This window comes from Paenibacillus sp. SER-28, from assembly GCF_052906305.1.
On record NZ_JBRECM010000014.1, the window covers coordinates 13508 to 37583 of the forward strand.

Below are 24076 nucleotides of genomic sequence, written 5' to 3' on the forward strand. Positions count from 1 at the left end.
ACTACAGCTCCTACCTTAGAACCAATGGAAAATCACGTAGGAAGTGTGGAAGCAGTTTACCAGCCATAACTTCCTGTTTTCCTCATCCACCCATACCAAAAAACTTCTTAAAGCGTGTCATCACGCTTTTCTTCTGGTCCAGCTGCATGAGGGGCACTGTATCACCCAAAATCCGTCTCGCAATGTTACGGTAAGCAATCGCGGCCTGTGAATCTGGATTCATAACGGTAGGCTCCCCTGTATTAGCGGCTTTAATTACCATTTCATCATCCGGCACAATCCCAATAAGGTCTATGCTAAGCACTTGTAAAATCCCATCAATATCCAACATATCTCCGGATTTAACCATGCTATTGCGAATGCGGTTAACCACCAACTTGGGTGATACCACATGTGAGCTTTCCAGTAAACCAATTACCCGGTCTGCATCGCGTACGGCTGCATTTTCCGGGGTGGTCACAACAATGGCCTGATCGGCCCCGGCAATGGCATTTTTAAAGCCCTGTTCAATACCCGCAGGGCAGTCGATCAATATATATTCAAAATCCTTTTTAAGTTCCAAAATAATATCCTTAACCTGCTCCGGCGTAACAGCACTCTTGTCCTTGGTTTGAGCGGCTGGCAGCATATACAGCTCCTCAAAACGCTTGTCCTTAACCAGTGCCTGATTTAAACGGCAACGACCTTCCGCTACATCAACAAGGTCGTAAATAATCCGGTTTTCCAGACCCATCACAACGTCTAGATTACGCAAACCGATATCCGTATCCACCAAACATACCTTTTTGCCGAGCAGTGCAAGCGCTGTTCCTATATTGGCTGACGTCGTCGTTTTGCCGACGCCGCCTTTTCCTGAAGTGACGACGATAGCCTCTCCCATGTGCTACACCCCTTTGAACACGTTAAAATCGCGGCCCAGACGCACAATATTGCTCATTTTATCTATTTGCATAGCGCCATCCTTGAGATACGCAAATTCCATACCGGATTCACGTGTCTCCCATTCGTCTGGTGGACGGCTGATCATTTCGGAAATTCGCAGCTGTGTCGGTGCAAAATAGGAAGCCGCAATAATCGCTTCACTATTTCCCTCCATCCCTGCATGCGCCATGCCTCGCAAAGCGCCGAGGACATAAATATCACCAGTACATGTTATAATTCCACCCGGGTTTACATCTCCCAAAAAGAGTAGGTTCCCACTGTGATGAAGCACTTGGCCAGAACGGATAATCCCTGTCACCGTGTGAATAGGGGGCTTTCCCTGCACTTCCACAGGCAGTCCAGGTGATTCTACAGACCTGATAAGGAGATTCCCCTTTTGCTTCAAGATCTCCAGAATACTTTCCTTCTGTTCCTCTGTCACTTCTCGGCTTCCCAGCTTAATATCCACATGAATGATCGGGCCTGTTAAAATATTTTGATGACTGTGCTCCAGCTTAAAACGCAGCTCACCCAGCAAATCCTCAAACTCGCATTGATCGTCCAGCAGGAATACCAGGCCATCTTTGATGCCTTTAATCGTGACATGATTCGATTTCACCGCCATTAGCCTGTCCCTCCTATCTCAATCATTTCGTCCCCGGGACGTCAAATCCCTGCTAACCCGGACAAAATGTGTGTAAAAAGACCTAGACGACCTCTTCCTTTTTCACACGGGTACCCAAACGCTGCAATTGCTTGCGAACTGGGACATAAATGATGAGGGCGAACAGAAAATGGATAAATAAATCAGGAATCATATACTGAGCAAGTGCCCAATTGAAAGTCTGATGATTCAGCTGGAACAGCTGGTCAATAGCAAAAAGCATAGAATCCAGCAGGAAACTACCAATCAACACGGCTGCCATCATAATAGGCATCGGCGCACGTCGAGCTGTAAAAACAAGCCCCAATAAGTATGCAGACAACCCCATTGCAAAAGAGTAAGGCCCAATGATAAACCCGTAGAACACTACATCATGAATAAGTCCAAAAACAATACCTAGCACCAATGCTGTATGACGACTGTAATACACAGACACAAACAAGATCACGACATACACAAAATTCGGAACCATTCTTGAATGCCAACTATCCGGAAGAAGCCACGGAAGAATCGTCCCTTCAGCTATAAACAGTACAAACAGCAGCAGTATTAGAACCTGACCGCGCATCTTCATTATTCCGGTACCTCAGGAGTATAAAGGATGAGCAGTTCTTTCCAATCCACAAAGCTGGCTGCCGGTTTAATAATCGCTGTCCGTGTTTTGCCAAAATCCCCAACCTGAATCTTCTCTACCGTTCCAATCATTAGGTTTTTGCGGAATTTCCCACCTGCACCAGATGTAATAATCTGATCGCCCTTTGCGATTGGATCTTTTTCTTCAATGCGAGTCATTTGAAATCTGTTCGTACCCGGATCATAGCTTTCAATCATACCAAACGATTGATTTTCCTTGCCCAAGACTGTCGCTGCAATGGCATAAGAATTTGGATTTTTAGGATCTAATGTAGTTAACAACGTAACGGTGGACGTAAAATTCCCCGTACGACTAATGACTCCTACAAATCCTTCAAGCGAACTGACTTCCTGACCAACCTTCGCTCCGTCCTTCTCACCAATATCGATCACAAGCGTTTTGGAATCATTGCTGACGCTGTTCACTTGAGCAACACGATAATCATAATTATTCTTCGCCTTTTGCGTTTGGGTGAACTTCAGTTCATTCTGCAGTCTGGCATTTGTTTCAACATAATTATGGGTCTGAATCTGGTCACGAGTCAGCTTTGCCACAGCAATTTTTAATCGTTCATTTTCTTCGTAGATGCTGCGCATATTTCCGATATCTTCAAAGAAGCCCGCTATTGCTGAAGCGGGCCTGTAAAAGATACCTTGCACAAAGCCAATTGAATCTCTGGCGAACTTCTCGGGCCAGGTTAAGGAATTTCTCTGTCCAAGTGTAATCCCCATAAGGGCAATAAACAGAACGATTCCGATCAGTAGAACAAATAGTCTTTTATTGCCAAACAGCTTAAACAGTTCCTACACCCCCGATTCAACGTTTGGAACGGACGGCAGAACTGCTGCGCGATTTGAACAAATGAATATTTTCCAGCGCTCTGCCTGTACCGATTGCCACACAATCCAGAGGATTTTCTGCTACGATCACCGGCATTCCGGTTTCACCTGCCAACAGTTTGTCCAGATTACGCAGAAGTGCTCCACCACCAGTCAGTACGATTCCTCTATCCATGATGTCCGCTGCCAACTCGGGAGGGCATTTTTCCAATGTTACTTTGACCGCATCCACGATTGCATTGACTGTATCCGATAATGCTTCGCTAATTTCATCAGAAGTAATCGTAATCGTCTTCGGCAAACCTGTTACCAGATCACGTCCGCGGATTTCCGAGGTTTCCACTTGTTCTAATGGCATAGCTGAACCAACTTCCATTTTCAGTTGCTCTGAAGTCCGTTCACCAATCATCAGATTGTATTGGCGCTTCACGTATTGGATGATGGACTCGTCCATTTCATCGCCTGCCACACGCACGGAGCGGCTTGTTACAATCCCGCCGAGGGAGATGACTGCCACCTCGGTTGTACCTCCACCGATATCGACAACCATACTGCCTGTAGGCTCCCATACAGGAAGATCAGCGCCAATTGCTGCTGCAAACGGCTCCTCTATCGTATATGCCTCTCTTGCACCTGCTTGCTTCGTCGCATCTTCAACAGCACGCTGCTCCACCGCAGTAATGCCTGAAGGCACACAAACCATCACGTTCGGATGGCGTGGAAACAAAGAGCGTTGGGCTTGCGCCTGACGGATAAAATATTTGATCATCGTTGCTGTTGTATCAAAATCAGCAATGACACCGTCCTTCATCGGACGAATCGCACGGATATTCCCCGGTGTGCGACCGATCATTTTTTTCGCAGATTCACCAACAGCCTCAATGGTTTTGGTATCTGTACGCAAAGCAACTACAGATGGTTCACGAACCACAATTCCTTTACCTCTTACATATACAAGCGTGTTTGCCGTCCCCAAGTCTATTCCCAAATCTTTTGTAAAGCCACCCAGCATGATGTAATCTCCTTTTCTCTTCCCTGAAATCTGTTATCCATGTATAAACGGTTTATTCAGGCCGGATTATCCGGTCGTGTTTAAATGTTTGATTTAAATATTATATTATATCAGACCTTGTTCCTTCAAACTTACAAAGGTCCCGTCCCCGATCACAATATGATCAAGCACGTCGATACCTACGATGTTGCCCGCTTCCATCAGGCGGCGAGTCAACTGGACATCCTCCGGGCTTGGCTTCGGATCACCGCTCGGATGGTTATGAGCGCAAATTATTGAAGCACTGCTGCATTTGATTGCTGCCCGAAATACTTCACGAGGATGCACGATGGCAGAATTCAGGCTCCCCATAGATAGTGTTTCCTGAGCAATGACATGATTTTTAGTGTTAAGGAACAAGCATACAAAATGCTCTTTCTGCAAATAACGAAGCTGCTCAAACAGCAGATCTGCCACATCCCGCGGGCAACTAATCACCGGGGTCTCCAAATGGCGAGACAACGCTAATCGACGTCCCAGTTCGATACCCGCTTTTAGCTGTATCGCTTTAGCATCCCCAATGCCCTTAATCTGGGTCAACTCGCTCAAGCTCATATCCACCAGTTGACGCAAATTTCCTGCCTGCTGCAAAATACGCTGCGCTAAATGCACCGAAGACTCATTTTGCGTTCCTGTACGCAGCAATATTGCCAGCAACTCCGCGTTGCTTAAGGCATCCGCCCCATATGTCATCATGCGCTCTCTTGGTCGTTCTTCATGGGGGAGGTCGCGAAGCATCAGTATTGGCGACTCCAGCATATGTTTATCCCCTTTATGGACGCAACACATTCACTCCAAAATCGGACAGCATGTCCGACAGCAAGGAAAGCGGCAATCCTACGACGTTAAAATAACAACCCTGAATAGATTCCACCAGCGTAGCACCCATGCCTTGAATGCCATACGCTCCTGCTTTATCAGACGGTTCACCAGTATTCACGTATGCCACAATTTGCTCTTGACTCAGAGGCTTCATTGTAACCTCCGTTTGGCGATGTCTGACAAGCATTTCGCCGGTTCCGGTATGTATGCAGGCTACCCCCGTGTACACACGGTGTGTTCTTCCCTGCAATGCAGTCAGCATACGAACCGCATCCGCATGGTCGGCAGGCTTGCCCAGTACCGAGCCATCCAGCACGACAATGGTATCACTGCCAATCACCAGTCCGGCTTCCTTCGACTGAGTGGCGGTGTTCACGACCGCTTCGGCTTTGCGTGCCGCAAGGGTCTCCACGATTTGCTGAGGCGTCCAGCTCTCAGGCGTGCTCTCATCCGCATGACTCGGCACCACTTCAAAGGGGAGTCTCAAAAATGCGAGCAATTCCTTCCTTCTTGGTGAAGTCGATGCCAGAATAATGCGGGGCGTAATTTTCCCGTCCATAAGGGAAGCTCCTTTTCATCAGTTAGAGCCTGCGGTACAGCCAGAACGCGGCAATGATGCCGATCAGACTAAGCAGGCTCAATTCAAAATTTATCGTTATGTTGTAGCTGATAATATCTAGGTCCGCTCTCGGCGACCAAGATATCCTAGTGGGGTGGGTCAGAAAGGAAAGGAATTTGATCGATTGAAGGGCTTTGGCAATCCATGCACCCAAGAGCCAACCGAGCAACAAAAACAGTATAAGCATTCCTACATTTTTTTTCATCCTGATCTTCCCTCGCCATTTTTTGACACCTTCATTATTATACGGTGATTTGTACTGCAATACAAACAGAAATCCGGCATGGGGAACTATTTCCAGTTCCTTGCCGGAAAATATGGTTAGCCTATTGTTTTATGAATTGGATAAATTCCTTCTCACGCAAAACATATTCCATCATGGAGGACTGAATCTCCCAAATGTGTTCCTTGGCTGTATTCTTATTATATTCCCCAAGTGCAGAGATCGCACTGTTCATCGCCTTTTCAAGTGAGGTTGCGGAGACAGTCGCTTCCTTCGAAAGACCGGTGGGAAGTGCAGTGATATTTTGTGTCCACTGCTGATGCAAGTCGTTCAGCTCCTTCATGTCGGAGGCTGGCACCGTATTCGGACCTCCTTCTCCGAGCAAGGTCGAGGAAAGTCCGCTCAACTTACCCACCAATGAACTGCTTAACTGAAAAAAGCTAATGAGTTTATCACCTTCGCCTCCGTAAGCCGCTTTTTCGAATCCAGGCAATTCAAGTTCACGGACATACAATTCGACTCCTTGTGTTTTCAACTGATTGCTGAGCAACTTGGCTTGCTCCCTATCTGGTGATATTCCTGCATATACCCGGTTTTGGTCTTCGGTATCCCCTCCTGCTGCAATGCCTGCCTTCAACAGTTCTTCTTTTGCTTGCAAGGCACGTTCTGGAGTGCTGAACACCCCATATTGCAGCAAATAGTAGGTTTGTGGAGGTACCTGAGCCTCTATGACAGTGACAGGGGCAGAATTCTCTTTTGCAGATATTTCATCCACACCAACAGATTCTTTAAAGACCGGTACAGCCTCTTCTACTGAAGGGTCTGCTCCCGGGACCATGCCTCCTCCGTTAAACAGTAACAACATAATATATCCAAACATACCCCCGGTCACCAGTGCGCTGGCTACAGAGCCAACCAGTTTCCATCTAGAAGGGTGGGGCGGACGCTTTCTGTACTCTTGGCCAGAATGATAAGCTTCCTCATCCTCTTCCAGGCTATCTGGTAGAACGTCCGCATCTGACCAAGAAGCCGCCGAACGGCCAAAGGGGTCATCCCATCCCTCTTCTACTCTTAATGTCGGAGCAAAGCGCCGACTTGAAATGCGTTTATTCAGATCCTCAGGCTCATTGAGCTCTGCTTCTTGCGTAGTTTCAGTATTTTTCTTCATTCCTCTAATCCGTTCCGTTTCTTTTTGCGGGTTATCAGCTTGATGAAGCTTATCTTTTTGATATAACCCCTTATCTCTAATCGTTTCACGCTGTTCGTTCGTAATCGACTCGTTTTTGTACGGAAGCACCTGTAGCTTATCCTCCCGGCTTGTCTCCGGCAACTGTTGGTCGAACCGGAATGTCATCTTGGTCTTGTTCATGGATGCACTCCCTCCTTGTCCCATACTTCCTCATAGTCTGTTGTATGAGTCAAGCTAAGAATATATGCCCCAGCATTACAAAAAAAGGGTATCCCGAAACACAGTCGTGTTCGGAATACCCTTGAATAAATGTAATTCATTGGCGTAACAACTCATTATATACGTATTACACTTGCTGTCCGCGAAGATGGCGCGCTAACGCGTCACCTGCTTTCCAGATATCTCCCGCTCCCATCGTCAGCACAAGATCACCCGGCTGTAACCGATCTTTCAACTCCTCGATCACGGCTTCTTTGGTCGGCAAATAGATTGCATTAGCATTGCTGTTTTGGACGATTAAATCCACGAGCTTGGAAGAATGCACGCCTTCAATCTGTTTTTCTCCCGCTGGTGAATAAATATCGGTAATTATGACTTCACTAGCCTCGCTAAACGCGCGGCTGAACGCATCGAGCAGGAAAAAGGTACGGCTATAGCGTTGCGGCTGGAATACAGCAATAATACGCTTGCCAGTCGCTCTCGCTGCGCTAATCGTAGCCTCAATCTCTGTTGGATGATGCGCATAGTCATCAATAATCAGTATGTCATTGCTTTCACCTAGTACTTGAAAACGACGCTTCGCTCCGTGAAATTCTACAATAGTAGCAGCAATTTGATCAAATGGAATCCCTGCTTCCAAACAGGAAATCACAGTAGCCATCGCATTATACATGTTATGTTTACCCGGTACAGATAGTTCGATCGTTCCGAGTGCTGTTCCCTTACGGCTCATAGTGAAGCTTAATCGACGGTCACCTAATTGGATATCTGTCGCCATATAATCCGCTTCATGCTCCACTCCATAAGTAATGACCCGAGTCTGAAGTTGAGGCAACATTTCCCGAATGTTCTGATCATCTGCGCATACAATAGCCGCTCCATCCGGTCGAATTTGACTCAAAAACTGTACATAGGCACTTTTCAGACGATTAAAGTCGCCATCGTAATTTTCCAAATGGTCCGCTTCAATATTGGTTACAATACCTTGCCAAGGATGATATTGCAGGAAAGAACCATCACTCTCATCCGCCTCAGCAACGACAAACTCGCTTTTACCTGCTTTGGCATTCGTCCCCAAATTCGTGATTTCGCCGCCAATAATATACGTTGGATCAACGTTACATCTCTCCATAACCAGAGCGATCATGGAAGAAGTTGTCGTTTTACCGTGCGCACCCGCAACAGCTATGCCCTTACGTTCGTTAAGCAAGCGAGCCAGCATCTGCGAACGATGCAGAGTTGGAATATTCAATTCCTCCGCTGCCACCCGCTCCACATTGTCACGTGACAATGCTGTTGAATAGACGACGATATCCGCGCCTGCAATATGCTCAGGCGTGTGTCCAATATATATTTTTGCGCCTTTTGCCGCCAGTTTTTCTGTCAGCTCCTGTGATGCCACATCTGAGCCAGTCACGGTATAACCCATCTCCAGCATGACCCGAGCAATCGCGCTCATCCCGTAGCCGCCGATACCGATAAAATGAACATGTTCCGAAGTAATCAACAAATTTCACCAACCTTTTTCCGAATCGGTTTGATACATAAGGGTAGCCCGTACATCCGCAATAAGGTACAGTGTGCCGGACACCACCCCCAGATCTTCCGCTTCCGTATGTGACTGAAGCAGGCCAAGAGCCTTTTTCCAGTCACCTTCTACAATTATTTTTAAATCCGTTTTGGCATAAGACGGCCGCAGCTTCTCCACGAGATGAGCCAATTCAGCGGCATTCATTTTGCGGCGAAAATCGGGCTCGGTCAGGATAAGCGTATCCACTAGTGGCAGTATATGCTGCAAGTATGCTTCATGATGCTTGTTTGACAGCATCCCCATCATTAAAACCAATTTTTTGTACGAATACACTTGAGGAAGACTCTTGGCCAGCGTCTGTGCTCCTTCTGGATTATGAGCTCCGTCAAGGACAATTCTCGGAGAGGTACTGACTTGTTCGAGACGCCCTGCCCAGGCAGTTTGCCTAAAGCCCTCCAGCAATTCTGCATCATCCAACACAAAAGCCATATACTGACGCAGGACCTCAAGTGCCATCATAGCTCCTGCCGCATTAGAACATTGGTGCTCGCCTAACAACGTGATGTCAATTTCCATATGTCGGAAGGGCCCCGCGAATGAAAAAGTCTGAGCTGTTTCATCCCCATTTAGCCGTTCATACGTAAACTGTTCTCCTGCCAGGTACAAGGTAGCTCCTTGCTTTGTCGCCGTTTCCCGTATGACCTGAATAGCCTCGGGTTGGGAAACACAACTGACGACAGGTACACCCGGTTTGATGATACCGGCTTTTTCCCTTGCAATCTGTTCGAGCGTATCTCCCAAAATATCCGTATGGTCATAGCCGACATTCGTAATAACCGAGAGGATTGGATTCACGATATTAGTTACATCCATCCTTCCCCCGAGGCCTGTCTCCCATACCACAACATCTGGGAAAGATACCGTAGCATAGTATAAAATAGCCAACGCTGTCGATACCTCAAACATTGTAGGTGATCCCAATTCACTATCTGCGATTTCTTTCACCAACGGATACAAGCGATTGGCAAGCAAAACCAGCGTTTCATCGGGAATATCGGTCCCATTGAATTGAAAGCGGTTCGTAAATCGGGTGATGTACGGAGACGTAAAAGTTCCGACATCGTACCCACATTTCAGTAGCACAGAGGTCAGAAATGCACAAGTCGAGCCTTTACCGTTGGTTCCCGCAATATGCACAAATTTCAGATGTCGTTGCGGATCACCTAACTTACTCATTAGCTGTTCAATTCGTTCCAATCCGGGTCTGATACCAAACGGAATCAAGCCGTTAATCCATTCCACTGCTTCATCATAGCTTTGTAAAGGAGCCGTGTCTCCGCCCCTGATCGTATCTGACATCCTCTTCACCTTCAGGTCATTTTATTGTGAGTGAAATTATCCCTTGAGTTCTTCAATACGTGCGATAACTTTAGCGCGCTTATCTGAGTAATCGGCTTGCTTGGCCTTCTCTTCCTCGATGACTTTAGCTGGTGCCTTCGCCACAAAGCCTTGGTTAGATAACTTTTTCTCCACGCGCTCCACTTCACTGTTCAAATGCTGAAGTTCTTTTTCCAGTCTGCTAATTTCCTGGGCAATATCAAGCAGTCCGGCCAGCGGCAGGTATAGCTCTGCGCCGCTAACTATAGATGTCATCGCTTTATCTGGAACGGTGAATTCTAATCCCGCGTCGAATTCAGACGTATTACAGAATCTACGTACATATTCCCCATTGCGGTTAATGATATCGAGAACGGCTTGATCACCGGGTTTTATGAGTAATTCAATTTTTTTACTCATCGGCACGTTGACTTCAGCACGGATATTGCGCACAGCGCGAATTACATCGATCAGCAAATTCATTTCTGCAACTGCATCCTTATCCTCAAAAGAAGGATCATAAACAGGCCAAGCGGCCAGTGTAATCGTCTCCCCCTCATGCGGAAGATGCTGCCATATTTCCTCAGAGATAAACGGCATGAACGGATGAATCATGCGCAGTGTCCGATCCAATACATATGCAAGTACGGACTGCGTTTTCTTTTTCGCCTCTGCATTTTCGCCATATAGGGAAAGCTTCGCAAACTCGATGTACCAGTCGCACAAATCATCCCAAATAAAGTTATACAGAAGGCGGCCTGTCTCGCCAAATTCATAAGCATCTATTAGACGCGTGATGTCGCGTGAAGTTTCGTTTAGACGATGCAAAATCCAACGATCAGCAGTGCTTAAGTCACCAGTAATGTCTATATCTGCCGAAGTGACGCCTTCCAGATTCATCAGCGCAAAGCGTGACGCATTCCAAATTTTATTGGCAAAGTTACGGGCCTGCTCTACCCGCTCCCAGCGGAAACGAAGGTCTTGCCCAGGCGTGCTACTGGTGGAAATCATATAACGCATGGCATCGGTACCATATTGGTCAATCACGTCGAGCGGATCAACACCGTTGCCGAGGGATTTGGACATTTTTCTACCGTCCGCATCACGAACCAACCCGTGCATAAGTACGTCCTTGAACGGAATCTCTTCCGTAAACTCCAACGCGGTAAAAATCATACGCGATACCCAGAAATAAATAATGTCATAGCCTGTAACCAAGACATTAGTCGGATAGTAGCGTTTGAGGTCCTCTGTCTGCTCAGGCCAGCCCAGTGTCGAAAACGGCCATAAAGCCGAGCTGAACCAAGTATCCAGCACATCCTCATCCTGTTTTAACTTTCTGCCAGCATACTCAGGCAAAGTTGTAGGGTCCTCCGCCGATACAATAACTTCTCCGGTCTCTTCATCGTACCAAGCCGGAATACGGTGTCCCCACCATAATTGACGGGAAATACACCAGTCACGCACATTTTCAATCCAATGCAGATAAGTACGTTCAAAGCGATCCGGTACAAAGTTTACTCCGTTGCCAGCCTTCTGCACTTCAATCGCTTTAGCTGCCAGAGGCTTCATTTCCACAAACCATTGTGTGGACAGATAAGGTTCTACAACTACACCTGTACGCTCACTGTGGCCTACTTGGTGTACGTGCTCTTCAATACGAATCAGTACGCCCTGCTCTTTCAGATCAGCGACGATTTGCTTACGGCAATCGCTACGATCAAGGCCCTGATATTTGCCTGCTTCGGCATTCATCGTTCCCGTTTCGTCCATCACCGTAATTTGTGGCAGCTGGTGACGTTGTCCCATTTCAAAGTCATTCGGGTCGTGAGCCGGTGTAATTTTAACCGCGCCGCTACCGAAATCTTTATCAACATAATCATCCGCAATGACCGGAATTTCCCGTCCGATGATTGGGAGCACAAGCGTTTTGCCGATCATTTGCTTGTAGCGTTCATCTTCCGGGTGTACAGCTACAGCTGTATCGCCCAGCATCGTTTCAGGACGTGTAGTCGCTACCGTAATAAATCCGCTACTGTCTTTCAGTGGATATTGCAGGTGATACAGATTTCCGTTCACCTCTTTGTATTCCACCTCAATGTCCGATAATGCAGTACGTGCAGCAGGGTCCCAGTTAATGATGCGTTTACCGCGATAAATCAGACCTTTCTTGTACAGTTTAACGAATACCTCACGTACCGCTTGGGACAGTCCCTCATCCAGCGTAAAACGCTCACGAGAATAATCGAGAGAAAAGCCCATCTTTTCCCATTGGTTATGGATATTATCTAGATAAAGATCCTTCCACTCCCACACTTTCTCCAAAAACTTCTCGCGGCCCAAATCATAACGTGTCAGGCCTTCTTCACGCAGCTTTTGCTCTACCTTTGTTTGGGTAGCAATACCCGCATGGTCTGCCCCTGGCAGCCACAAGGCATCATACCCCTGCATCCGCTTGGCGCGAATAATAATATCCTGCAAAGTAAAGTCAAGAGCATGTCCAATATGCAACATACCTGTAACATTCGGTGGTGGAATAACGATTGTAAAAGGCTCTGCCTCTGGATGTTGCCCAGCGCGGAAATAACCCTTCTCCATCCACGTTTTGTACCATTTTTGTTCTGCTGATTTTGGATCGTACGTTGTTGGCATTTCCAAGGTTGTCTTGTTGTCTTGTTCTGACATATCAGGATACCTCCATGATTTTTCAATTGGCAAATAAAAAAAGCCTTTCATCCTCAAAGGACGAAAGGCTGTTCTCTCGCGGTACCACCTTTGTTTCACCCCTAGTGTATGTATCCACTGATCCATTACACATGGTGTGACACTTTATGCAGATAACGGTTGCGGACCGGCCTTATTCTACCGTGAGCCTCTTATCTTCCGTAGGAATTAAATGAGGAACCGTTCAAACAGGCGACTCCCGGGTGACTTCGGCCAGTAGCTTCCTGCGGAACCTCACAGCGCTGCAATTCCACTCTCTGAAGGGCTTGCTGCCTACTCTTCCCGATCTCAGTCTTTCAATAACTATACCACATCATACATTTCCCATTGACTATAGTCAACACCCGCCGTGCATTTTTCAGCAACCGGATCAAGGGATATACAATACCTGTCCTTCTTCCACATGATGCTCCGCCAATCTGTTATACAGTTGAAGCTCACGTGTGCTGAGCTGATAACGGTCAGCTATGGTTTCCAGTGTATCCTCGCGCTGTACAATGCATAACCGCACCTTGCGAAAAGGTGTTTCATCTTGTGTATGAAAAAAAAGGTTCTTCCACTTGGCATTCTCTCGCTCTTCTTCGGCTTTCTGATCCTGATCCTGCGGCTCCTGCTCCAACTGCTGCTGGTATTCGGCTTCCTTCACCGAACGGCTGGATTGGAGCAATGATGAGTAGACAACCGGGTCTGGCTCGTCTGCCCCTTCATCCTTTTTACTGTTGAGCGCTACACGCATCTCTGGCTTATCCTCAGTAAAGGTCTCATGGGCCTCGTGGTTAACCTGTTCTGACGCTTCAGGCCTGAAGTCGAAGTTATCTACTTGACTCGCTTCCAACTGTGTCTCCAGATAGACCTCGGACTCCGTGCCAGGATGCGGTTCAGACAGCAAAGGTTCATATACTATATTAGGAGATGCGGAAGATACTTTGGGCTCATTTCCCCCTGCCCATGCTTCCTCTTGCTGAAATCCCCACACTTCCGGAGACCCATGCTCATGCTTGACCTCGGGAGAGCTGTCTTCAACTGCTTTGCCCGTCCAAGGCTCATAGAATCGGTTAGGATCTACTGCCGACTCATAAGCTTGCTGTTCCGACAATGACTTCTGTTCCTCATGGTCCTCAGACGGCTGTTCCCAAGAAACGGACTCCTGTTGTGATGGCACTCTGTAGGAAGTTTCAGGATCTGTAACGTGATCGGAGGACGAGTCATTGGTAGAATAGGCCTCTGCATGATGATGCTCTCCATCGGCGGAAAGGGATTGAACCGGATGCTCAGGTGCATGCACTACGGTAAATTCCTCATCCAGCCAAACCGCCGTCTCCTCCGCGTGCGAGCTTTCCACGCCATGCAAAGAAAGAACGCCTGTAATGTTTAGACTACGTAAAGAAAGCAGGTCCACATCAAAATTTTCAATCTCGACAGAGATATCTTCCAATCTCCCTACGCGGTTTAGCGGAATGGTAATTTCCACAGGGATCAAATGATGAAGCTCGCTCGTGATCTGTTCAGGTGTGCGGTACACGCCCTCCAGCAGCAAATGCCCTCGCAAAGCGGCATGGTCGCCGTGGGTTACAACCTGAATGCGTGGCAGAAGCTCAATTTCCTCCAACTCAGCAATCCCGGCAGCTTCCTCCGTCAAATGAATGCGTTCATAAATATCAAAACGCAAGCCTTGCGGCTGATCATTCTGTTGTTTGTTCAAGGATGGCATCCTCCTTTGGGCAGTCTCCGCACATCCTCTGACTTCTGGTCAGGCGCACGGAAACTCCATATTGCAAACCGTTTCTAGGTTCAAGTATATGCGCCAAAATAGAAGGCATGCCATCTTTTATAGCTGTTTGTGTAGCTTTTGAAAATCATCCGGCCAAGCATCCTCCACGGTAATCGTTTCGCCACTCAGCGGATGACAGAAGGTAAGACGCTCTCCGTGCAGCGCCTGCCTGCCAAAATCAGTAGCCCGCCCCCCGTATAATACATCCCCAAGCAACGGGTAGCCAGCATGACTAAGATGTACGCGAATCTGGTGCGTCCGGCCTGTCTCCAGCGTCAGATATACGAGACTCACTGCACTTGGACCGCTTCCCCATACTTCCCCGAGTTCAATATGGGTAACCGCCTTTTGCCCAGTTGGAGATACACGACGGCGCTGCTTATGATGCCTGTCCTTGCCAATCGGCCAATCCAACGTTCGCAGCGATGGGGGTACTTTCCCTCGTACCAAAGCTACATACCTGCGGCCTATATCCTTAGCTCGCATTTGCTCGTCCAGCTTGAGCAACGCAAATTCATTTTTGGCATATAGCACTGGGCCCGTCGTATCCACATCCAGACGATGTACATGCCGTACCGCCGCATGAATGCCATTCATCTCATAGTAGGATGCGACAGCATGATCCAACGTCAGCGGACCATCCTGCACAGCGCCGTCCGGATGTACTGCCATACCTGCCGGTTTATGCACTACCAGGCAAAAATCATCTTCATACAGTACCTTCAAATCATACCAACGAGGGGTGATTCCAAGGTTCATTACAGGAAAAAGGGCCAGCCGCAGCCGGTCCCCTGTAAGTTCAATCTCTTTTGCATGACGCAGTCTGCGCCACAGCTTTTCCGGTAATTCCAAACGATTCAGCAACCACTGATCTACAGCATCAGCATTGTTTTTTTCCCCGTCTGTGATTTCCCGTCCTGGCGTGACTTCCAGCCACGGTCCTCTTCTTTTCCAGCCACCTTGCCAGCTCATAGACGTTTGAGCGCGCGATAGTTCGCCTCAATGGTGGCATCAATATCCTCTACCGTATGCACGCCCGACACAAACATACCCTCAAATTGAGATGGTGCCACACTGACTCCCTCATTCACCATTTCAGTAAAGTAACGGCGGAAGTGGTCCTGATTACTCGTTTTAGCTGTGTCAAAATTGACAACCTTTTCTTCTGTAAAAAATGGACAAACCATGGAACCCACGCGATTGATCGTGACAGGGATACCCAGCTCGCTCGCATTACGTTCGAATCCGGCTTGAAGTCTTGCTGCCCGCTCTTCCAGGCGATCGTATACTTCTGGCGTCAGCAATTTAAGTGTCGAATAACCTGCTGCCATAGCCAGCGGATTTCCGCTAAGCGTACCCGCTTGATAAATTGGCCCCGATGGAGCAATCTGCTCCATAATATCGCGACGTCCGCCGTAAGCACCTACAGGGAGTCCACCACCAATCACTTTACCCAGACAGGTAAGATCCGGCGTCACACCAAAGCGACCTTGAGCCGAATGAAGTCCAACCCGGAATCCAGTCATCACTTCATCAAAAATCAGCAGACTTCCGTACTGCTGGGTTACCTCACGCAAACCTTCCAAAAATCCAGGCTGTGGCGGTACAACTCCCATATTGCCTGCTACTGGCTCGACAATAATTGCGGCAATCTCTTCGCCAAATTTCTCAAAAGCTAGCTTCACCGAAGCCAAATCATTATAAGGGACGGTGATGGTATGGGTAGCTACGACTTCAGGTACGCCCGGACTATCGGGCAAACCTAATGTCGCAACCCCAGAGCCTGCTTTAATCAGCAAGCTGTCCGCATGACCGTGATATGATCCCTCAAATTTAAGAATTTTACTACGGCTCGTAAATCCGCGTGCGAGTCGAATCGCACTCATAGTCGCCTCAGTTCCGGAGTTAACCATACGTACAATGTCCATAGAAGGAACACGCTCACATACGAGCTTGGCCATTTCGGTTTCTGCCAACGTTGGTGCGCCGAAGCTGGTTCCTTTTACAACAGCAGCCTGTAGAGCTTTAACCACTTCGGGATGTGCATGGCCCATAATAAGCGGTCCCCATGAACATACATAGTCTAAATAGGATTGACCATCAATATCATATACACGCGATCCTTCGCCATGGTCGATATACACAGGTGTAATCCCAACAGATTTAAAAGCCCGTACCGGGCTGTTAACGCCACCCGGAATGTATTGTTTTGCCTCATCAAAGGCTACTTTGGAGTTCGTATCCTTACGCACTTTTCGTTGTTCGTCGATCAATCTGACCACTCCTATCTTCTGAAAATAGACTTATTGCTTCAACCATCTTGCCGCATCCTTGGCCGAATAGGTAATAATCATATCTGCACCCGCACGCTTCATGCTTGTCAAAATCTCCAGCACCATTGCTTTTTCATCAATCCAGCCTTGGAGAGCGGCTGCCTTGACCATGGCATATTCACCACTAACGTTGTAAGCCACCATAGGCAGATCAAATTGATCCTTAATCGTGCGCATCACGTCCAGGTAAGAAAGAGAAGGCTTCACCATCAGCATATCCGCACCCTCCAGCACATCAGACTCCGCTTCTCGCAATGCTTCACGTGCATTGGCAGGGTCCATCTGATAGGATTTGCGGTCACCAAACTGCGGCGCAGAATCTGCGGCTTCCCGGAAAGGACCATAAAAAGCAGACGCATATTTGACGGAATACGACATAATCGGAATATGTGAAAAGCCTTCCAGATCCAGCCCCTGCCGAATCGCTTGTACAAAACCGTCCATCATATTAGATGGCGCGATAATATCCGCACCAGCTCTGGCCTGAGAAACGGCTGTACGTACCAGCACCTCAAGAGATTCATCATTCAATACTTCACCGCATACCTCACCATCATGCTCATGCATGTGTACCATACCGCAGTGTCCATGGTCCGTAAACTCACACAAACAAGTGTCAGCCACAACCAGCAGTTCGGGATAACGAGACTTGATCAAACGAGTAGCTTCCTGAACAATACCATCGTCCACAAAAGCCGAAGTCCCTACACTGTCTTTTGTTTCCGGTATGCCAAACAGGAGCACGGCGGGAATGCCAAGCTCACTAATCTCTTTTAGTTCTTCCTCCAGTCGATCCAGAGAAAAACGGTATACACCTGGCATAGAGCTAATTTCCTGTTTCACCCCAGTGCCAAATGTTACGTAGATCGGTTGGATAAAATCAGCGGGATTTAATACCGTCTCACGCACCATACTGCGAATTGCAGCCGACTGGCGCAAACGACGATGTCTAGTAAAAGGAACACTCATGAATACAAACCTCCATTTTTTATACATTCATTAGCAAAAACAAAAAATTATAATGTCATAAGAGTACTTGATCGTTTCCAGTCACATAACGATTGGATCAGGCTTTCAATGGTTGCCTTCTCTGACATAAAACTCACAGTCAAACCGGCTTGGGTAGCTGTCTCACCGGTCAAAGGACCTATCACAGCAATCGTAACTCCCTCCAGCAGCGACAACGGATCATGGATCCCCATTTGCCTGAGCGCTTCCAGAAAAAAGGTGACGGTTGAGGAACTCGTAAACGTAATCGCATGAATGGCACGTTCCTCAAGCAGCTTGAGGAGCTCGTCATCCTGTGTGTTGGCTGCCAGCACAGTTTGATACAAATCAGCCTCGGTCACATGAAGCCCCATCTCCCTCAGCTTTTCTGGCAGCCACGGCCGTGCTAGATCACCTCTAGGTAGAAATACGTTCTGCCCTGCCTGCAAATCCTGCTCAAACCCTTCGAGCAAGCCTTCTGCCTGAAAAGGGCCTTCGATCTGTTCTGCCACAATTCCGTGTGTCCGAAGCGCAGCTGCTGTAGCTGGTCCGACTGCGGCAATACGCGCTTTGAACAGCATGCGTACGTCCTTGCCCTGTTCCTTTAAGTGCGTGAAAAAGTATTCAACTCCATTAACGCTGGTGAAAAACACCCAATCATATTCAGGTAGTCGCGCAAATGCCTCTTTAATTTCCTGTTTGGTTGGCTCGTCCGAAGGGGCGACCGTCTGAATAACTGGAAATTCATATGGCTCGCCACCAAGCTCCTCAATCCGGTGAACCAGACTGCTGGCCTGCGCACGCGCGCGAGTAACCAAAATCCGCTTGCCAAACAAAGGCATGTCCTCAGCCCATTTTAACTGTTCACGTTGATTGACCACTTCTCCGACAACGATGACGGCGGGAGGTTGGAAATTCGCGGCCTTCACCTTAGCTTCAATATCCGCCAGCGTACCCACCAGCGTATCCTGCTCAGCGCGGGTCCCCCAACGGATCAAGGCAACAGGAGTATTTGACGGCTTGCCGTGTTTTATCAGCTGTTCACTGATATAGCCGATCTTTGCTACACCCATCATAAAGATCAGTGTGCCCGTTGCGTTCGTCACTTTATCCCAATGAATACTTTTGTCGAGTTTATCGGGACTTTCATGACCTGTAATGATAGACAGCGATGAGGCCATATCCCGGTGTGTGACTGGAATGCCCGCATAGGCGGGCACACTGATTGCTGATGTGATGCCGGGTATAATTTCATAAGAAATACCATGTTTACGCAGTAGCCCGGCTTCCTCGCCGACTCGTCCAAATATAGTGGGGTCTCCCCCTTTAAGACGAACAACTGTTTTTCCTTCCAAGGCCAAATCCACCAGCAGCTGATTAATTTCCTCTTGCTTCATGGTGTGACGATCTGGCAACTTGCCGACATAGATTTTTTGGGCACCTGGCTTCATTAATCCCAAGAGGCGCGGGCTTGCCAGTCTGTCATATACAATGACATCGCCCAATTGAATGCATTCCCAACCCTTGACCGTAATTAATCTTGCGTCTCCGGGTCCTGCACCTACCAAATATACTTTTCCTGCCATGCTATCATCCCCTCACCTGCGCAAGAATCTGTTCCGCTCCTTTGGCTATCAAACTGGCCGCCACCGCTTCTCCCAGCTTTTGCGAATCATTTCCCTGGAGCGTTTCCTTCAAAATAACCTCGCCATCTGGCGAGCCTACCATGCCCGTGAGGCTGATTTCTTGACCAGCCCAGACCGCATGAGCCCCGATCGGCACTTGACACCCCCCATTTAACACGCCCAGAAAGGTTCGTTCTGCCGCAACGGTAGCCGAGGTATCCCGGTCGTTGTAAAGGCGCAGCAAGGCCAATAGTTCTTCATCGCTCGCACGACATTCAATACCTAGCGCTCCCTGCCCAACCGCCGGCAAACAGTCTTCTTCCGGTATATAGGATGTAATTCGCTCTTTCCAGCCCATCCGATGCAAGCCTGCTGCCGCCAAAATGATAGCGTCAAAACCTTCCGTCTCCAGCTTTTTCAGACGGGAATCAATATTACCACGCACAGGCTCCAATTGTAGATCAGGTCGCATGGACTTGATTTGACTGGCTCTGCGCAGGCTGCTCGTGCCCACCTTTGCCCCTTGAGGCAAATCCTCCAGGCTCTTGGCACCCAATGTGATCAGGCAATCACGTGGGTCCTCACGGCGCGGCACAGCGCCGTTGACAAGCCCTTCCGGCAATTCGGAAGGCATATCCTTCATACTATGTACTGCCATATCAATCTCACCAGCCAGCAGGGCCTGTTCAATTTCTTTGACAAAAAGCCCTTTGCCACCCACTTTGGACAAGGTTACATCCAATATTCGATCACCCTTGGTCAGGATTTTCTTCACGACAAATTGCAAATCCATTCCATGCTTCGCGCACAGCGCGTTCAAATCTTCAATGACATGCCCGGTCTGAGTTAACGCCAGCGCACTCTGTCTGCTGCCTACCACAATTGTTCGCATGTTATTCCTCCTGATTTTGCGCAATCCATAGGTCTATTTCTTTTTCGGTCCAAGCCATAAATTCATGACGCCGTATTTGATCCAAAATTCCGCTACTCGCCAAGCGCCTCAGTAGTTTGGTCCTTTGCTGTGGGGAACTTATCTTACGTTTGATGATCTGTCGCATATCGTGCATGAAATCCAGATATGGCTCGTATTCGCTACCAAACAACGTATTCAAAGCTGATGTAATATCAGTGGTCACAGCAGGGCCAGCCCCTTCTGTAGAAATACTAATCGTCAGTCTTCCTCGTCGAATGGTACCCGGCGTTATAAAGTCTCCCTCTTCCGATCGATCCGCCACATTTACCAGTATACCCCTTTGTCTGGCCTCGTGCGCAACCTCATAATTCACTTCTCTCTGGTTCGTCGCCGCATATACAAGAAAGGCTCCCTGGAGGTCACCCTCGCGATATACGCGATTTACCCAGTGGAGCTGCTTGTGATCCGCCAGAACCTGTAAATCCGGCGTTATATTCGGGCTAATGACGGTAATGAATGCCCCACTTTCCATCATCCCCTTTACCTTTCGTTCCGCAATTCTACCGCCACCTACAACACAACAGATCTTATTCTTACAATTCAACGAAATCGGGACAAAATGCTGCAAAAGGCTTTTCACTCTCCCGTCCACTGATGAAATACAGACCAGGAATTCAGCAAAAAATTAAGAATCAATAGCGTGTAGCCGACCAATGCCCACTTTGCCATGACAAGCCCTGAACGCTGATTCAATCTTTTGCTCACTAAAAATATAATATACACGCACAAGGCAATCGCTGTCATCAACACCTTGGTATCTAGCAAGAGACGCCAGCGTTCCTCGGCAATAATAGAAATAACGGCAACTACAATAGAGACTCCCAACAAAGGAGTACCAATCAACAGCGCCATATGCGTATACCGATCCATCATTTCCAGACTTGGCAGGCGTCTGATCGTGTCATTCCATTTCTTTACTTTCAATTTACGATGCAAAAACAGATATAACCCCGAAAATACAGCTGCTACCGTCATTGCTACAAAACCAAGATTAGCCAGCGCAATATGAATCAGGAGCAGACCATGCACGGTATGCCAATTTCCAAGCGGGTTGTCGAGAGGCTCCATCCATATATTGTTGAGCACTAGCACTGCAAAACTAATAATATTAAGCAACAATACCGCAAATTCGGATCGCTGATAACGTGTCAGAATCAAAGAAATCAGTACCAAAATAACTGAGAACAGAAATAGAAAATCGTAGGTCACGAAAATAGGAAGATGCCCTTCATTCCAGGTTCTTATCCCCATATAAGCAAGCTGGAGCACCAGAACGACAACAAGAAGCCCTGTACCTGTCCGTTTAGCATTCGCATTGCGACGAATCCCATCCGAGAATACAAACAGAAGGCTCAGGGCAAAAACATAAATCATTGAATCATATATAAGCATGCCTGAAGCCACTTCTGTTCACCCACCTTTACAGGCTGGCCGGCGCAAACGACGCTGGCAAAGCCTGAGCCTGAACGGTTTTTTCATGAACACCGGCTTCCGGTTTCATTAACGCAGATGCATCGCTTTTATCTACTTTCTGAGCGGCGTCATCCAAACGATCCTCCAGAGCAAAAATATGGCTAAACATGTCTAGGGCCTCATTTCCCTGCTTTTGAACAGCCAGTTCTTTTACCCGATTGATCGGATCATGCATCATCTGATTCAGCATACTTTTCGTCAAGCGGCTAATCACTTTGCGTTGCCGTTCATCCAGCTCGGGAAGCTTATTGAACAAGCTTTCCAACGTATCCTGATGTACAGACTCCGCTTTTTCCTGTAAAGCACGAATCACCGGACGCACTCCCATCGTTTTCAACCATTGATAAAACTCGCTAAGCTCATCTTCGATCATATGCTCGATTTTTGTAGCTTCGGTACGGCGCATTTCCAAATTGCTCTCCACGATCCCTTCCAGATCATCAATATCGTACAGGAAAACATTCTGTAATTCACCAATAGCCGGGTCGAGATCACGCGGAACCGCAATATCAATCATAAACAAAGGACGGGACTGTCGACGTTTCATACTTGCTTCAACCCGAGTCCGATCCAGAATATAACCCTGGGCACCTGTCGAGCTAATGACAATATCCACATCCGCCAACCGATTCATGCCTTCCTCCATCGTAACCGGCGTTCCATGGAACTTAGAGGCAAGGTCTTCCGCACGGGACAGGGTTCGGTTTGCTACAATAACCTCAGCTGCTCCACCGCTGTACAAATGCTTAACAGTAAGCTCGCTCATTTTACCAGCACCGAGAATCAGTACCTTTTTATCGGTAAACATCCCGAAAATCCGTTTGCCCAGCTCAACTGCTGCATAGCTGACAGATACGGCACTTTCTCCAATAGACGTCTCCGAATGGGCACGCTTGCCCAATGTGACGGCCTGCTTAAACAACATATTAAACCACGTTGCCGTAATTTTCTGGGATTGAGCCTGAAGAAAAGCGTTCTTTACCTGTCCCAAAATTTGTGTTTCTCCGATTACCATAGAATCAAGGCCACAAGTCACACGGAACAAATGCCGAATCGCCTGCTCGTCCTCATATATATATAAATGTTGTGTAAATTGATCACGCGGAATGCCAAACCATTGCTCCATAAAACTGCGTATAAAATAACCGCACATGTGAAGGCGGTCCACCACAACATATATTTCAGTCCGATTGCAGGTTGCGACAACTACGCCCTCCAACACACTTTTGGTAAGTTTGAGTTGTTCCAGCGCTTTTGGCAAATCTTCTTCTGCAAATGTAAAACGCTCTCTGACTTCCACAGGCGCCGTACGATAATTCAACCCAACAACGACGATGTGCATTGCAAATTCACCTGCCTAAACTGTAATAAGAATAACCACTGTTATCATAAACTATGTTAATTATATCACAGAAGTCCGAATGTCCTCCGGCTGTTTTATGAATTGTTTATGAAAATTGGATGGCGTTCATGAATATCTAGCACGTTCTGTAGGATTTGATTTAGTGTAAACCACTTTTAAAACAAATAACCATGGAAATGTTCCATGGTTATAATATAGGACGCACAAATGGCTCCATAAAAGAACGATTTACACCAACTCGGCCAGCTTGCACTCCGGTGATTCCACCTGAAGTTCTCCCAAGCCGCGAATCAGCTTCTTCGCATATGTTTTTTTCGGTTTTAGAACGGATACCAGGTAATCAATAGCTAGCTGCGGATCGACAGTCTCACCGCAAGTATAACAATCAATAGCGGCAAATCCTCTCTCAGGATACGTATGAATAGAGAGATGACTCTCCGACAACAGTACAAGCACGGTAGCTCCCTGTGGTTCGAATTGCTTGGATTGAACGGACATCACCGTAGCTCCGCAAGCTTCAGCTGCTTCAACTAATTGAGCCTCCAAAAACTGCGCATCATTCAGTAATTCAAACTCAACACCCCAAGTATCTACGGCAACGTGTCTTCCGAAAGTTGAGTACTCCAATTCCATCTTTCGGTTCCCCCTTCCTAGGAATAAAATGTTTGAAAAAATTTCATCCGCTAGGACCTACGTCATTCACTTCCCGAGGGAATAACCTCTCGCAACATTCAATGT

Annotated in this window: 22 protein-coding genes; all 22 read right to left on the reverse strand. The window is 47.6% G+C overall.

Annotated features, from left to right (window positions below; translation table 11 throughout):
- Positions 1–82: 82 nt before the first annotated feature.
- The gene (minD, locus tag ACUYLD_RS23045; protein WP_061828810.1) at positions 83–880 is read right to left on the reverse strand and encodes a septum site-determining protein MinD; all 798 of its coding nucleotides are present in this window, start codon (positions 878–880) and stop codon (positions 83–85) included.
- A 3-nt stretch (positions 881–883) separates the two neighbouring features.
- Positions 884–1546: a septum site-determining protein MinC gene (gene minC, locus ACUYLD_RS23050; protein WP_274482426.1), complete on the reverse strand. Its 663-nt coding sequence runs from the start codon at positions 1544–1546 to the stop codon at positions 884–886.
- An 82-nt stretch (positions 1547–1628) separates the two neighbouring features.
- On the reverse strand, positions 1629–2159 hold the full coding sequence (mreD, locus tag ACUYLD_RS23055) for a rod shape-determining protein MreD (protein ID WP_311079499.1): 531 nt from the start codon (positions 2157–2159) through the stop codon (positions 1629–1631).
- Positions 2159–2980, reverse strand: coding sequence for a rod shape-determining protein MreC (gene mreC / locus ACUYLD_RS23060; protein ID WP_446676105.1), 822 nt, complete (start codon positions 2978–2980; stop codon positions 2159–2161). The genes mreD and mreC overlap by 1 nt, the downstream gene beginning before the upstream one ends.
- Positions 2981–3035: 55 nt before the next feature.
- Positions 3036–4070 (reverse strand): rod shape-determining protein, encoded by a 1035-nt coding sequence (locus ACUYLD_RS23065; protein WP_013311600.1) that lies wholly within the window; start codon positions 4068–4070, stop codon positions 3036–3038.
- A gap of 105 nt (positions 4071–4175) precedes the next feature.
- Positions 4176–4868 (reverse strand): RadC family protein, encoded by a 693-nt coding sequence (gene radC, locus ACUYLD_RS23070; RefSeq protein WP_025722728.1) that lies wholly within the window; start codon positions 4866–4868, stop codon positions 4176–4178.
- Between the two features lie 13 nt (positions 4869–4881).
- Positions 4882–5490 (reverse strand): Maf family protein, encoded by a 609-nt coding sequence (locus ACUYLD_RS23075; RefSeq protein WP_061828812.1) that lies wholly within the window; start codon positions 5488–5490, stop codon positions 4882–4884.
- A 22-nt stretch (positions 5491–5512) separates the two neighbouring features.
- Complete coding sequence (locus ACUYLD_RS23080) at positions 5513–5755, reverse strand: DUF4321 domain-containing protein (RefSeq protein ID WP_023989955.1); 243 nt, start codon at positions 5753–5755, stop codon at positions 5513–5515.
- Positions 5756–5876: 121 nt separating this feature from the next.
- Complete coding sequence (locus ACUYLD_RS23085; RefSeq protein WP_446676082.1) at positions 5877–7142, reverse strand: SPOR domain-containing protein; 1266 nt, start codon at positions 7140–7142, stop codon at positions 5877–5879.
- Positions 7143–7308: 166 nt separating this feature from the next.
- The gene (gene murC / locus ACUYLD_RS23090; protein WP_013311605.1) at positions 7309–8688 is read right to left on the reverse strand and encodes a UDP-N-acetylmuramate--L-alanine ligase; all 1380 of its coding nucleotides are present in this window, start codon (positions 8686–8688) and stop codon (positions 7309–7311) included.
- Between the two features lie 6 nt (positions 8689–8694).
- Positions 8695–10071 carry a bifunctional folylpolyglutamate synthase/dihydrofolate synthase gene (locus ACUYLD_RS23095; protein ID WP_103050167.1) on the reverse strand — a complete coding sequence of 459 codons (1377 nt, stop codon included), beginning with the start codon at positions 10069–10071 and terminating at the stop codon, positions 8695–8697.
- A gap of 36 nt (positions 10072–10107) precedes the next feature.
- Positions 10108–12774 carry a valine--tRNA ligase gene (locus ACUYLD_RS23100; protein ID WP_446676083.1) on the reverse strand — a complete coding sequence of 889 codons (2667 nt, stop codon included), beginning with the start codon at positions 12772–12774 and terminating at the stop codon, positions 10108–10110.
- A gap of 409 nt (positions 12775–13183) precedes the next feature.
- The gene (locus ACUYLD_RS23105) at positions 13184–14515 is read right to left on the reverse strand and encodes a LysM peptidoglycan-binding domain-containing protein (protein ID WP_446676084.1); all 1332 of its coding nucleotides are present in this window, start codon (positions 14513–14515) and stop codon (positions 13184–13186) included.
- Positions 14516–14641: 126 nt separating this feature from the next.
- On the reverse strand, positions 14642–15556 hold the full coding sequence (locus ACUYLD_RS23110) for an RluA family pseudouridine synthase (protein ID WP_250266510.1): 915 nt from the start codon (positions 15554–15556) through the stop codon (positions 14642–14644).
- The gene (gene hemL / locus ACUYLD_RS23115) at positions 15553–16857 is read right to left on the reverse strand and encodes a glutamate-1-semialdehyde 2,1-aminomutase (protein ID WP_235308614.1); all 1305 of its coding nucleotides are present in this window, start codon (positions 16855–16857) and stop codon (positions 15553–15555) included. Before hemL ends, ACUYLD_RS23110 begins: the two co-directional genes overlap by 4 nt.
- A 30-nt stretch (positions 16858–16887) precedes the next feature.
- Entirely contained in the window at positions 16888–17886 is a 999-nt protein-coding gene (gene hemB / locus ACUYLD_RS23120) for a porphobilinogen synthase (RefSeq protein ID WP_028541574.1), read from the reverse strand.
- 47 nt (positions 17887–17933) lie between these two features.
- Positions 17934–19490, reverse strand: a complete 1557-nt coding sequence (gene cobA / locus ACUYLD_RS23125) for a uroporphyrinogen-III C-methyltransferase (RefSeq protein WP_250266511.1) — start codon at positions 19488–19490, stop codon at positions 17934–17936.
- 4 nt (positions 19491–19494) lie between these two features.
- On the reverse strand, positions 19495–20421 hold the full coding sequence (gene hemC, locus ACUYLD_RS23130; protein WP_446676085.1) for a hydroxymethylbilane synthase: 927 nt from the start codon (positions 20419–20421) through the stop codon (positions 19495–19497).
- 1 nt (position 20422) lies between these two features.
- Entirely contained in the window at positions 20423–21070 is a 648-nt protein-coding gene (locus ACUYLD_RS23135) for a precorrin-2 dehydrogenase/sirohydrochlorin ferrochelatase family protein (protein WP_061828816.1), read from the reverse strand.
- An 8-nt stretch (positions 21071–21078) separates the two neighbouring features.
- Positions 21079–21906, reverse strand: a complete 828-nt coding sequence (gene ccsA / locus ACUYLD_RS23140) for a cytochrome c biogenesis protein CcsA (protein ID WP_061828817.1) — start codon at positions 21904–21906, stop codon at positions 21079–21081.
- A gap of 16 nt (positions 21907–21922) precedes the next feature.
- Positions 21923–23317, reverse strand: coding sequence for a glutamyl-tRNA reductase (gene hemA / locus ACUYLD_RS23145; RefSeq protein ID WP_069290219.1), 1395 nt, complete (start codon positions 23315–23317; stop codon positions 21923–21925).
- A gap of 249 nt (positions 23318–23566) precedes the next feature.
- Positions 23567–23965 (reverse strand): adenosylmethionine decarboxylase, encoded by a 399-nt coding sequence (gene speD / locus ACUYLD_RS23150; protein ID WP_025365654.1) that lies wholly within the window; start codon positions 23963–23965, stop codon positions 23567–23569.
- Between the last annotated feature and the right edge of the window lie 111 nt (positions 23966–24076).

What these genes read in the sequence shown, in the direction of transcription:
- minD (WP_061828810.1), bottom strand. Translation starts at nt 880, where the DNA reads ATGGGAGAGGCTATCGTCGTCACTTCAGGAAAAGGCGGCGTCGGCAAA.
- ACUYLD_RS23075 (WP_061828812.1), bottom strand. Translation starts at nt 5,490, where the DNA reads ATGGACGGGAAAATTACGCCCCGCATTATTCTGGCATCGACTTCACCA.
- ACUYLD_RS23100 (WP_446676083.1), bottom strand. Translation starts at nt 12,774, where the DNA reads ATGTCAGAACAAGACAACAAGACAACCTTGGAAATGCCAACAACGTAC.
- minC (WP_274482426.1), bottom strand. Translation starts at nt 1,546, where the DNA reads ATGGCGGTGAAATCGAATCATGTCACGATTAAAGGCATCAAAGATGGC.
- cobA (WP_250266511.1), bottom strand. Translation starts at nt 19,490, where the DNA reads ATGGCAGGAAAAGTATATTTGGTAGGTGCAGGACCCGGAGACGCAAGA.
- ACUYLD_RS23080 (WP_023989955.1), bottom strand. Translation starts at nt 5,755, where the DNA reads ATGAAAAAAAATGTAGGAATGCTTATACTGTTTTTGTTGCTCGGTTGG.
- ACUYLD_RS23065 (WP_013311600.1), bottom strand. Translation starts at nt 4,070, where the DNA reads ATGCTGGGTGGCTTTACAAAAGATTTGGGAATAGACTTGGGGACGGCA.
- ACUYLD_RS23085 (WP_446676082.1), bottom strand. Translation starts at nt 7,142, where the DNA reads ATGAACAAGACCAAGATGACATTCCGGTTCGACCAACAGTTGCCGGAG.
- ACUYLD_RS23110 (WP_250266510.1), bottom strand. Translation starts at nt 15,556, where the DNA reads ATGAGCTGGCAAGGTGGCTGGAAAAGAAGAGGACCGTGGCTGGAAGTC.
- hemB (WP_028541574.1), bottom strand. Translation starts at nt 17,886, where the DNA reads ATGAGTGTTCCTTTTACTAGACATCGTCGTTTGCGCCAGTCGGCTGCA.
- ACUYLD_RS23095 (WP_103050167.1), bottom strand. Translation starts at nt 10,071, where the DNA reads ATGTCAGATACGATCAGGGGCGGAGACACGGCTCCTTTACAAAGCTAT.
- radC (WP_025722728.1), bottom strand. Translation starts at nt 4,868, where the DNA reads ATGCTGGAGTCGCCAATACTGATGCTTCGCGACCTCCCCCATGAAGAA.
- hemC (WP_446676085.1), bottom strand. Translation starts at nt 20,421, where the DNA reads ATGCGAACAATTGTGGTAGGCAGCAGACAGAGTGCGCTGGCGTTAACT.
- mreD (WP_311079499.1), bottom strand. Translation starts at nt 2,159, where the DNA reads ATGAAGATGCGCGGTCAGGTTCTAATACTGCTGCTGTTTGTACTGTTT.
- hemA (WP_069290219.1), bottom strand. Translation starts at nt 23,317, where the DNA reads ATGCACATCGTCGTTGTTGGGTTGAATTATCGTACGGCGCCTGTGGAA.